Source organism: Tangfeifania sp., assembly GCF_055108615.1.
Map to the genome: position 1 here is coordinate 30,913 of NZ_JBSQIC010000029.1, position 10,764 is coordinate 41,676.

Below are 10,764 nucleotides of genomic sequence, written 5' to 3' on the forward strand. Positions count from 1 at the left end.
CCGCGAAATGATGCTCGCCCTGCTGGGAAGTTCCATACGGGAAAGGCGCAAAAACCACTATTATTCAGTTCCTCCTGTTCTCACGGAATCGCCCGGGGGTTACTCCCACTTTATCTTTAAAAATACGGATAAATGAACTGAGCGACCCAAACCCTGCCGCCTCCGAAACATAGTTTAATGAAAACTGATGAGACGTGTTTCGCGTCAGTAAAGTTTTCGCTTCCTCAATCCGGTAGCTGTTTACAAAATCGCTGAATGTAGAGTTAAATTGGTTGTTTATCAATTTTGAAATGTATGTCCTGTTGGTTTTCAGCCGATTGCAAATATGAGTGATTTTCAGGTTCGGATCGCGATAGATTTTATCATTTTCAAATAACTGAACCACCTCATTTTTCAGCTGTTCTGAGTTTGAGAAACTTAATCCGTGAGCAGGAACTTTCTGCTCGTCTTCAGCCAGATCGGCCACCGAATAATTCTGAATATACCCCTGAAACCCAATAAAAAAAAGCAACACGCTGAAAATCAAGGATGGGATCAGCAACCACCCTGCAAATTCGATAAAAACGGAACGACCGATAACATTAAAAATGAAACTCATTAACGAGGTTGCCACAAAAGAGTAAAGCAGATATTTTACCCATACAATGGTTTTATCCTCAAGATTGGAATAGAAGTTGGCCACCCTGTTGTTATACTGAATGACCAGTTTGCGACCAAAAACCAGGCTGTAAATAACCGTGGCTGCAAAAACAAGCCGCCAGATAATTAAAATGATCCCCTGGGTTTGGACAAGCGAAGAAAGTTCTGACGCCGGGTTCCTGTTCAGTAAAAAATGTTGGAGGTACTCCATCTTTTCTGCTTCACCCATTAAAACATAAACAAATAATGTGGCCACAGAAACTATAAAAGCAGGCATAAGCAACAGCAGGTTCCGGTAATTTATGGTCGGCTCAACTGTTAACAGCCTGATGTACCAGTAATACATTGGATAAACAGCAAGCGATGCAAACGTGTAAACCGGATCCATTACCAAATAAGCCCCAAATTCCTGCTTAAAAAACAAGGCATGCGACAGGTACAATAAGAAAGCAACAAACATGAAAAGCCCCAGAAAATGTTTAGCCCGGTTTTTCTTAATGGGCGAAAGCAAAAAAACCACCGCCCAAAAGGCTGTAACATACATGGGAGTGTACACAACCAGATCGTACCACATTATTTAGACAGTTAGTATTTAGACAAAATATAATTAAGCCTGCAATTTACCTTTTAAGCATCAAATTTACAATATGAGAATTATAATTGGATATTCCGTGAATATATTTACCGCATGGGGAATGCAAATAACCAAAATCTTTACTTTCCGCTTTTGAAGCACTGGTTCAGGTACGCCGGTATTGCTCTGTTGTTTTTGGGCGCGATATCCGGGTACCTCTACTTTTGGGGTGGCAAACCCGATTTTTTAACCACAAAGGTTTTTGCCATACTTACGTCCTATATGGAAACCCGTACATTTGTTGTGGCCCAAACAAATATGCTCGATGAAATAGCGGCCATTTTTCTGATTTTGGGTTTAATTTTCATCGCATTTTCATCGGAGAAAAACGAGAAACCCGAACTAAATGCGCTCAGAATTAAAGCACTTGTTTACGCTGTATTTATTACTTCAGGCTTTTGGATTGTCTGTTTTCTTTTCATTTACGGCTGGCCGGTTTTTCTTTTTGCCACATCTGTTTTCCCATTATTCCTGCTTGCATTTATCGTTGGTTTCAGAATTATGATTTTCAAATTCCATAAAAACAATAAAAATAACCATTTCGTTAAAAACTAATTAATCATGAAAAAGTACATTTTACGTTTAGCTGCAATTTTAATTTTAACCGTGCTTACATTTTCATCGTGCAATTTAATCGATGGAGACGACAAACCTTTAGGCGGTGAACCATCACCAATGGGAGAAGTAAACAATACTTTCGGAATAACAGCCGTACCCGATGGCGTTAGTGATGCAGAAGCAGTTGTTACTGCCCGCAATGGCGAAGTGTCAACAATTTCCTACTCTGCCACCATTACAAATCCTGCTGTTTTGGAAATGGTTTCGGCCATGCCCGATGTTTCTGTAAGCGGCAACAGTGCAAGTGTAAGCCGCGATTACAGAATCACAACAAAAGGGTTTCAAAGTGTTTACGAAGAAGGCAATCTTACTATTATGGATTATGATGCAAAAGAGGGCGACACCTATTCGTTGAAACACAACGGTAAAAAACTGGAAAGAAAAGTTACGAAGGTTTCGAAAGAAGATGCTTACGAGTGGGGCTTTTTTCTGATAAAAACCACTCATGTGCAGGAAACCGGGAGGGGAATTCCGGGCGTTTCCAAAATTGAATTTATTGGCAACCACAAATGGGGAATGGTTGGGTTAAAACTTTATTTTGAAGACGGTACCGACCAAACTTTTGGGATTATCAGTTCGGCAAGTAATTAAAATTAAAAAAATTTAAGAAATGAAAATCAAACTTGTTATTACACTTTTCACCTCTTTTTTACTCTTTCTTGCCTTCAATTTTTCGCAGGCCCAAACATGGGTTCCCGTAGGCGAACGAGGTTTTTCTGACAGTGAAGCTTACAGTCCGCGAATTGAGATCGTAAATGATACGCCCTATGTTGTTTACATTGACAGGCCTCTTGGAGACAAGGCTACGGTAATGAAATTTAATGGAAGCGAATGGGAACCTGTTGGCAGTAAAGGATTTACCCAAGGAGAAGTACGCAGTCCCCAGTTAGTAAACAAAAACAACACACTTTATTTGGCTTTCAGCGACGAAGCTTATGATGACAAAATTTCAATAATGCGCTTTAACGGGAATGAATGGGTTTATGTGGGCAATCCCGGATTCACTTCTTTCGGCAGCGATTCTTTTAGTTTTGCCGAAGATGACGGAGAACTGTGGATTGCTTACAAGGATGCAATTCATAACAGCAAAATAACAGTAATGAAATATACTGAAGAGGGATGGATTACTGTTGGACCGCCGGGTTTTGGCACCCTTTCTAACGTAATCCATCTTGCTGTGGAAGGCAACACCCCTTATGTAGCTTTTCGTGATGATGACCACGACATTAAGGCAAGTGTTATGAAACTGGAAAATGATGACTGGGTTCTTCTTGGAGAAGCTGGTTTTTCAGGGGGTGCATACGATTCTTATCATGGAATTGCTGTTCGCAATGGAGTTCCTTACGTAGCTACCTGGGGCAACGATGCCAGGGCAACTGTTTACCAATTCAAAGAATCAGAATGGGAATACCTTGGCGAACCAAACTTTTCGGAAGGACAAGCCTCCTCATTATTCATCAAAATTTCTCAAAATGGTACTCCTTATGTTGTTTACAGAGATGCAGGTGATCTCAACAAGCCCGTGTTAATGAAATACTCTGGAACTACGTGGGAAAAGGTTGGCGAGGAAATATCTTCCAGCCAGGGAACCAACACAAGTGTTGCTTTTGACAGCAACGGAAATCCTTATGTTGCTTTTAAAGATCACGCCAAATTAAGACGTGCATCAGTTATGAAATTCGGTACCGCAACCGGAAATATTAACCATTTAACAGACAAAATTGATTTTCGGATTTATCCTAATCCCAACAAAGGTAATTTTACACTTGATTTGTCAAAATATAATACGAATCCGTTTTTTGTTGAAATTTCTGATATTTCGGGAAGAACAATTTTCAACAGGACGTTTGAAACCGGGGGAAAACATACAGTTGAATTACCACATAAAGAAAAAGGTTTATACCTGGTTAAAATAGAATCCGGTGATCTCATATTCACTAAATCCGTTTTAATCAGCAACTGAATGAACTATTTATCAATCATTATTTCGATAAACTTATTCTCCAAAATTACTTTAAAAAAAAGAGGCTGTTTTTAATTTAAATTCAGCCTCTTTATTTTTTACAAAACTAATTTTGATTGGTAATCAACATTTTAATTAAATTTATTCCATCAATCAATTTAAACTTTCTTTTTAAATGAACTCATATAATTGTAGCATTTGCAAAAACCAGGTGAATGAGAATGATAAATTTTGCCCGCATTGCGGCGCTCCTGTTATCGCAAATTCACCTGAAACAAAATCAATAATTCACTGTCCGAAATGCAATCATACAAATCCTGAGAATGTCTCTTTCTGCGAAAAATGTGGCACTTCATTAACGGCCACCGGATCATCAAAAAATCAAAAATCCGGACCTCAAACTTTCACATCGGCAGGAACTTATTCCGGCAAAATGATTAAAGGAAAAACCTCAAAAAGCTGGAAGGTTCTACTTTATATAATTCTGTCAATAGTAATTATTGGGACGATTTCAATTGTAATCTGGTTTCAGCACGACCCTGACGCTGGTGAAAAGTTAAAGACCATTGCCGGTGGAATTTTGGTAGTAGTCATTTTCATCTTTTTTGTTATTCGTGGAAATAAAAAAGGCAGAAGAAGACGTGGCAGCGGTCATGAATACGACCAGGGAATTAACGATAACGACAATGATTTCAGCGGAGACTCATCGGATGATGGCGGCAATGATGATTAATAATTTCAACTAAACCAAAATGGCATTTTGTACAAATTGCGGAAAAGCATTGGAAGAAAACGAAAAGTTTTGCTCAGGCTGCGGAACTCCAACCAAAACGGGCTCGCCAAAACCACCCTCGGAAAAGGAGCCGGAAAAACCGAAATACACAAAAGAGGGCCGGAAAATTATTGATGCAGGGCCAAAACCAAACCACCACCGTTACACTCCTCCACCCCGGCCCCCGGTTTCTTCAACCAGAAAAAAGAAAAAGCGTGGTTTTGCGGGATGTTTAATTTCAGCGTTGGTAATATTTGCAATTCTTGCAGCAGGTTTTTTTCTCATTGTGAATTATGCCAACGATTGGTTTGATGATATCACTTCAGGAATAACTCAGGTCGAGCAAGAAGAACTGGAACAAGCACTAAACGAGAAAAAAGAGAACAGAAATTTACTTAATACAAAAGATACAAACAGTGCAGACAAATACCATTATGGGATTGATGTTGAACCGGATCAGTTAGAGGCGTTTAAAAGGTATAATACTTATGCTCAGCAAGGTGATCTCAATGCAATGGTTAAACTCTCAGAATATTACGAACAAGGTATATGGGTAGAAAAAAATCTACAAAAGGCCAGGGAATTACTTCGGCAGGCAGCTAAGGAGGGATCACTGGAAGCACAATGGGAACTTGAGTATTTAGAAAATAACTAATAACTTACCGTAAACAGATGAAATACAGATATAAACATTATCTAATGTTTTTTAGCCTTTTTGTTATTTGCAGTTTTGCAGATGCACAGCAATCTCAAATCAAGGAAACTAAAAAAACAGCTAAAGTATATATTAAAGCAGAAACAATTAAAGCAATCGAATCGAAACTAATCGAAGGGCTCGAAGCCGAAAGAAATAGCAAGGTAGTGAGCAATGCGATAAAAAAATTTTGGGAGTCGACCAAAAGTCTTAATGCACAGCAGATTGAGATGCTCGCAGAACATTACACAAATGTTTCAAAAACAAATCTTAAAAAACTGGCTGATTTGTCGCCATCGCAACTAAACTGTTATGCCCATGACATTTTTGGGCGAATAAAAATTGATACAAATACATTAAAACAAATTATTTACCGCGAAGGCGATAAAGCTGGCACAGCTACATTAAAAACTCTGGCCGAAATTGATAACGCTTTTGCAAAAACAGGTGAAGTATCAACAAAACTCCTAGCGAAGCTCAAAAGTGAGGCCAGTGGATTGCACCCAAAACAAGCAAGGGCGTTTTACGATTTACTTAAAGCTAAAGTTTCAAACGATTGGGCCGATATAAAAAACATTGACAAAGCCGCAGAAGGCATAGGGCGATATGTAGGTACTTTTGTTGACGGTGTTTTTGTACTAAACGACGCATATGACATTTACTACAGCAATGAGGACCCTGATATAAAAGCAATAAAAGCAACCAGCAAAATTATCGATTACGGAACAACAACTGGAAGTGCCGCCGGAGCTACAGCATTAGGCGGAGGTCTTGGAGCCGGATTAGTGATAGCCTTTACCGCCAATCGCGTTTCAACCTTATACACCGAAGTAAGTATGCTCCAAAAAGAACGCGAGATCGCAAGAAATGCAGAACAGAATGAGAAGCTGTACAATGGTATTTTGGTTCGTCGGCAACTCGTAAATATTAGTAGTAAAATAAAATCAGGAGATCTTGCCAAAGCCGAATTTCTGTTGGTTAAGCTCGAACAATTTCTTTATAAACACAACGTGGATAATTTTGAGAAACTGATAGAACTACATAAAGAGCTAAAACAAAAAGCAAAAAATGCTGAACGCAAGCAACAAGTAAACCAGGTAATAAACAAAGCCAGGTACCCCTATCGCGATGCTTTTGACCTATACCAAAGAGGAGTTGAATTAAATTGGGCAAAAAAGCATGCCTCCCGGTCATTAGAAATTTTAAGAGAGAATTTAAAAAAGTACCCGGAAATCAAACAACATACAGCAATACAAGCAGTCCGAAATCTAATACATGCTATCGAAACTAAAATTTCCGAAGCACCGGATTTGGCAGTCGCAGAAGTTGATTGTCCGGAAGAGGTATACAGCGGACAATCTGTGGATATTAATATTTTAGTAAAAGGAGGTATTCCATATTACAGGGCAGTTGGTGCAGTGCCAGGTAATATTTCCGACGGAATGGTTACGCTGTTCTGGGAAGCCCCCGCCGAGGCAGGGAAAAACCGGGTAACTTTTAAAATTAGCGATTGCATGGGTGCAACGGCAAGTATTTCAAAGACCATTCAAATAGTTGGGCACAATGAAATAATTGAACAGCAGAAAACAGTTAAGGAAAATACTGAATTTTACTACGGAACATGGCAAATAAAAGTTAGGCCTCAAGGTAGTGTTGATGGCGACATAGAGTTTGTTACATCGGAAGAGGAAGCTGTAAGCAGTATTGAAAAAAGTGTTTCCTACTTTGAAAGGAATCCGGTTTTTGCAAAAAACACAAGTAATTTTTCAGATTTCGCCGATATAGAATTTTTGCCGCAGGAAAGGTTCTCCTATAAAAAACAAGGGCCACTTTTTATTATCAAAGCTGCAGAACAGGATTACCAACTAAATTTTGCAGTTCAGTTAATAAATGAGAAAAATTTGAGGGGAAAAATGTTTGCATTTTCAAAAAATTCCCAAGGTTACGTAATAAATAAACAAGACATCATTGGAACAAAAATCAAATAAATTATGGCATTCTGTTCAAATTGTGGAAATGAAATGAATAATGGGGCTGCTTTCTGCGGAAACTGCGGCACCCCGGTCGGTCAGCAAACGACTACTGTTGCTGCGCCGCCAAAAGGAAATGTAACTTTTGATGTAATTAATCGCGAACGGTTAAACATGGTAAAAGTGGATTTGGAAAATGGGGGTTTCCGTTACGAAGCCGGTGCCATGCACTACATGCAGGGAAACCTGGAATTGCAGTCAAACATTCCGGGGATGGGTAAAATTTTTAAATCGATGATAACCAAAGAGAAAGTGGTGAAGCCCTTAATTACCGGAACCGGGACTGTTTTTCTGACACCTTCGTTTGGCGAATTTACCATTCTCGAATTGCAAAATGATGAATGGATTCTCGACCAGGGTGCTTACTATGCTTCAGAAATCGAAGTTGAAATTGGCGCTTATACCAACCGTGCTATCAGCGCCATGTTTTCAGGCGAAAAGTGGTTTCAAACCGTTGTTGCCGGCATCGGGAAAGTGGTTATCAATTCCGCCGGGCCGCTGGAAGAAATTACGATGAACAACGACAAACTGGTAGTTGACGGACGATTTGCGGTGGCGCGGACTTCAGGAATTGAATTAAAAGTCACCAAAGCAACCCGGGGAATATTTTCTACCGTAATTTCAGGCGAAGGACTGGTAAATACCTTCACCGGCACCGGAAAAGTCTTGATCGCACCGGTCGACAATTATTTCAATACATTGATTCACACCATGCGCGCTATTAACAACAACGTTTTAAGACTTCAAAAATGAAAACAAAAAATCTGTGTATAAATGCTATGTTGGAAATCCTCCTTTTTTTCGGATTCTCAGGGAATTTGCAGGCGCAAAAAGTTTTAAATGAATCGGAAACCAGGTGGGCGCTCGAAGCGCAGGCTGAAATGGAGAAAGCATTAAACGATCCGGCATTAACCGACCAGCAGCGGATGGAAATGGTAGAACACAGCACCAGGGTTTTAAAAGAATACGGACAACCATCCGCTTTCCCCGACGATGCCATCCCGCTAAAGAAACAAACCGATGCTCGCTTTGAGCAGCTAAAAACTAATATTTCAGAACTTTCTGACTGGTCGTTAAACCTTGAATTTCAAACCCTGGACCAAAAAAATAAAATCATCAACTCCATGCAAATTTCGATGGTTGAAGAGCAAATAAAATACACGATCAGGCATTCGACAAGTACCTGCAAAACAGCAAAAACCGGAAGCTTTAGTTTTTACTGATAATTGCTGCCCTTGCCATTGCCGGATTTTGGATGTATGGTACGTTCAGCGATGAAATGGATACTCAAAATGCATTACAAATTGGACTGTTCATCGGGTTAATATTTATTGTGATTGGATTCTTTTCCGGGTTATCGAAACCCAAACGCGACTGGGAAGGCGTTGTAATCGATAAAAAAGTTACAAAAAATTTAATTATCAGGTAAAATGAATGAATTAGTTTCAGCAATAAAAAACAAACAACGAACCACGGCGCGAACATTTAGTCTGCTTACCATTTTAGCAGTAGTTATTATGGTATTACCATTTCTCGGTGGAAATCCTTTTACCGGAATGTGGGCGCTGGCTTTTCTGGGAATTTTTCTTTCACTGTTCTTTTTTGTAGTTGCCCTGCTTTTTGGCCGCCGCGCTAAAAAAATGGACAATTTGCAAACTGGCGAAAAACTTTTAGCGCACCTGCAAATGACCGACGAAATGAAAAAACAATACGCCACCACTCTTCGCAGCGAAACCCGCGAAAAGAACAAGGCAATTATATGGGTTGTAGGTGTTATGTTTGCAATTATTACCATCCCCTTTTTGTTTTTTCTTGAAGCTGATGAAATTGTAGGATTCATCTTAATAATGGGTTCAATTTTTCTGATTGTTTTTACCGCTTCAAAATTTTTCCCGGAATATTATTACCGCAAAAACCTGAAAGGTGACAACCAAATTCTAATTGGCGAAAAGTACGCCTATTTTAACGGCTATTTTCACAACTGGGACTATGCGCTGTCGGGGCTTTCAAAGGTAAAAGCCATCAAAAAACCTTTTCATGGCATCTATCTTGCGTATTATTACACCGACCTTACCTGGCGGCACAGCCATGAAATTAAATTTCCGCTGCCCAAAAACTTCGACCCAAAACCAATAGTTGAACGATTAAGAAGTTCAAACAAAAAGTGAGTGTTATTTCATTTTCTTCAAGATTTTACACCTCAAACGAATCCACTTCCCTGTACGCTTCAATCAATCGTCTTTCACCTTCAGCTCCTTCTCCCGAAATGCCGTGCTCCATTCCTACCACACCCCTGAAACCTTTATCGTAAATGTGTTTAAATACATTTTTGTAATTGATTTCCCCGGTGGTCGGTTCTTTTCTGCCGGGATTATCACCCACCTGGAAATAGGCAATTTCGTCCCATGTTAAATCGATATTGTGAATCAGGTGGCCTTCATTTTTCTGCATATGGTAAATATCGTATAATATTTTGCAGGCCGGGCTGTTCACCGCTTTGCAAATCATGTAGGTTTGATCGGATGTACGTAAATACAGATCAGGCGAATCCGAGAGCGGTTCGAGCACCATGGTAAGTCCGTGCGGCTCAAGAATTTCAGCCCCCCGGCGCAGCGCTTCAATTACATTAGCATGCTGAATACCGATGGGTAATCTGCGTTCAAATGCACCCGGAACCACGGTCATCCATTTGGCATTTACCCGTTTGGCTGCTTCAACCGATTTACGGCAGCCATCCAAAAAAATATCAAGATGCTCTTTTTTACCCGCAGCAAGCGTGTTGGCCATGTTCCCTCCTTTGGGAACTACAAAAACGCCCATTGTCATGCCAAGCTTTTCAAGCGTTTCGCCAATTTTAGTCTGGGTTGCCACATCGCGGTTCATCAGACCATTGTCTTCAAAAGCGGTAAACCCCTGGTCGGCCATAAACTTAATCTGGTCAATTAAATCATCACCGGCCAGATTATTGAACATCCCAAAATGAGGAGCATAGTTTAATTTGAATTCTTTGGCATTAGATGCAACTGATTCGGAAACGGAAGCTCCCATTACACCTCCCAAACCCGCCATAGCAATACTGCTCGCAGCCGTGTTTTTTAAGAAATTTCGTCTTTTCATGATTTTATTGGTTTAAGAATGAATATTCCGTATTTGTAAAAATAATGAAATATCGACGAATTACTTCCAATGAAATGTATCTTCTTCAAAATTCACATTGGCCTTTTGGGCTCTTTTTATGGATTTTAGCATCTGAACCGACCTTGTAATAACAAAAACAGGCTGATCTTTTTTTGACCAGCCTTTACTATCTCTTTTGCAGATTAGTACTTAAACTTCAAAAGAATCAACCTGTCGGTAGGCCTCAATTAAAGCCTTTTCGCCTTCAATTCCTTTTTTACTTTTACCGTGCTCGCA

General features: G+C 39.8%; 12 protein-coding genes and 1 pseudogene. 11 read left to right on the forward strand and 2 right to left on the reverse strand.

Annotated elements, in window-relative coordinates; genetic code table 11:
- Positions 1-64: 64 nt before the first annotated feature.
- The gene (locus ACTCNA_RS08510) at positions 65-1,213 is read right to left on the reverse strand and encodes an AraC family transcriptional regulator (RefSeq protein ID WP_462947478.1); all 1,149 of its coding nucleotides are present in this window, start codon (positions 1,211-1,213) and stop codon (positions 65-67) included.
- Positions 1,214-1,327: 114 nt separating this feature from the next.
- On the opposite strand from ACTCNA_RS08510, the gene ACTCNA_RS08515 reads away from it, so the two are divergent.
- From ACTCNA_RS08515 to ACTCNA_RS08565, 11 genes and pseudogenes are all read left to right on the forward strand, one after another.
- Complete coding sequence (locus tag ACTCNA_RS08515; protein WP_462947479.1) at positions 1,328-1,828, forward strand: hypothetical protein; 501 nt, start codon at positions 1,328-1,330, stop codon at positions 1,826-1,828.
- 6 nt (positions 1,829-1,834) lie between these two features.
- Entirely contained in the window at positions 1,835-2,482 is a 648-nt protein-coding gene (locus tag ACTCNA_RS08520; protein ID WP_462947480.1) for a hypothetical protein, read from the forward strand.
- Positions 2,483-2,501: 19 nt separating this feature from the next.
- Positions 2,502-3,854: a T9SS type A sorting domain-containing protein gene (locus ACTCNA_RS08525; protein ID WP_462947481.1), complete on the forward strand. Its 1,353-nt coding sequence runs from the start codon at positions 2,502-2,504 to the stop codon at positions 3,852-3,854.
- Positions 3,855-4,029: 175 nt separating this feature from the next.
- Positions 4,030-4,206, forward strand: a pseudogene (locus ACTCNA_RS08530) (zinc-ribbon domain-containing protein); the annotation flags it as partial.
- A gap of 81 nt (positions 4,207-4,287) precedes the next feature.
- Positions 4,288-4,587: a hypothetical protein gene (locus ACTCNA_RS08535; protein WP_462947490.1), complete on the forward strand. Its 300-nt coding sequence runs from the start codon at positions 4,288-4,290 to the stop codon at positions 4,585-4,587.
- Positions 4,588-4,606: 19 nt separating this feature from the next.
- Complete coding sequence (locus ACTCNA_RS08540) at positions 4,607-5,281, forward strand: tetratricopeptide repeat protein (protein ID WP_462947482.1); 675 nt, start codon at positions 4,607-4,609, stop codon at positions 5,279-5,281.
- Between the two features lie 17 nt (positions 5,282-5,298).
- The gene (locus ACTCNA_RS08545; protein ID WP_462947483.1) at positions 5,299-7,308 is read left to right on the forward strand and encodes a hypothetical protein; all 2,010 of its coding nucleotides are present in this window, start codon (positions 5,299-5,301) and stop codon (positions 7,306-7,308) included.
- A 3-nt stretch (positions 7,309-7,311) separates the two neighbouring features.
- The gene (locus tag ACTCNA_RS08550) at positions 7,312-8,103 is read left to right on the forward strand and encodes an AIM24 family protein (protein WP_462947484.1); all 792 of its coding nucleotides are present in this window, start codon (positions 7,312-7,314) and stop codon (positions 8,101-8,103) included.
- Positions 8,100-8,573, forward strand: a complete 474-nt coding sequence (locus ACTCNA_RS08555; RefSeq protein WP_462947485.1) for a hypothetical protein — start codon at positions 8,100-8,102, stop codon at positions 8,571-8,573. The genes ACTCNA_RS08550 and ACTCNA_RS08555 overlap by 4 nt, the downstream gene beginning before the upstream one ends.
- 32 nt (positions 8,574-8,605) lie before the next feature.
- Positions 8,606-8,779, forward strand: a complete 174-nt coding sequence (locus tag ACTCNA_RS08560; protein WP_462947486.1) for a hypothetical protein — start codon at positions 8,606-8,608, stop codon at positions 8,777-8,779.
- A gap of 1 nt (position 8,780) precedes the next feature.
- A complete protein-coding gene (locus ACTCNA_RS08565; protein WP_462947487.1) occupies positions 8,781-9,518 on the forward strand; it encodes a hypothetical protein in 738 nt (245 codons plus the stop codon).
- 25 nt (positions 9,519-9,543) lie between these two features.
- On the opposite strand, the gene ACTCNA_RS08570 is transcribed toward ACTCNA_RS08565, so the two are convergent.
- Positions 9,544-10,467 carry a hydroxypyruvate isomerase family protein gene (locus ACTCNA_RS08570; RefSeq protein ID WP_462947488.1) on the reverse strand — a complete coding sequence of 308 codons (924 nt, stop codon included), beginning with the start codon at positions 10,465-10,467 and terminating at the stop codon, positions 9,544-9,546.
- Positions 10,468-10,764: the final 297 nt, after the last annotated feature.

What these genes read in the sequence shown, in the direction of transcription:
- ACTCNA_RS08535 (WP_462947490.1), top strand. Translation starts at nt 4,288, where the DNA reads ATGATTAAAGGAAAAACCTCAAAAAGCTGGAAGGTTCTACTTTATATA.
- ACTCNA_RS08510 (WP_462947478.1), bottom strand. Translation starts at nt 1,213, where the DNA reads ATGTGGTACGATCTGGTTGTGTACACTCCCATGTATGTTACAGCCTTT.
- ACTCNA_RS08555 (WP_462947485.1), top strand. Translation starts at nt 8,100, where the DNA reads ATGAAAACAAAAAATCTGTGTATAAATGCTATGTTGGAAATCCTCCTT.
- ACTCNA_RS08540 (WP_462947482.1), top strand. Translation starts at nt 4,607, where the DNA reads ATGGCATTTTGTACAAATTGCGGAAAAGCATTGGAAGAAAACGAAAAG.
- ACTCNA_RS08545 (WP_462947483.1), top strand. Translation starts at nt 5,299, where the DNA reads ATGAAATACAGATATAAACATTATCTAATGTTTTTTAGCCTTTTTGTT.
- ACTCNA_RS08515 (WP_462947479.1), top strand. Translation starts at nt 1,328, where the DNA reads ATGGGGAATGCAAATAACCAAAATCTTTACTTTCCGCTTTTGAAGCAC.
- ACTCNA_RS08520 (WP_462947480.1), top strand. Translation starts at nt 1,835, where the DNA reads ATGAAAAAGTACATTTTACGTTTAGCTGCAATTTTAATTTTAACCGTG.
- ACTCNA_RS08570 (WP_462947488.1), bottom strand. Translation starts at nt 10,467, where the DNA reads ATGAAAAGACGAAATTTCTTAAAAAACACGGCTGCGAGCAGTATTGCT.
- ACTCNA_RS08565 (WP_462947487.1), top strand. Translation starts at nt 8,781, where the DNA reads ATGAATGAATTAGTTTCAGCAATAAAAAACAAACAACGAACCACGGCG.
- ACTCNA_RS08550 (WP_462947484.1), top strand. Translation starts at nt 7,312, where the DNA reads ATGGCATTCTGTTCAAATTGTGGAAATGAAATGAATAATGGGGCTGCT.
- ACTCNA_RS08525 (WP_462947481.1), top strand. Translation starts at nt 2,502, where the DNA reads ATGAAAATCAAACTTGTTATTACACTTTTCACCTCTTTTTTACTCTTT.
- ACTCNA_RS08560 (WP_462947486.1), top strand. Translation starts at nt 8,606, where the DNA reads ATGTATGGTACGTTCAGCGATGAAATGGATACTCAAAATGCATTACAA.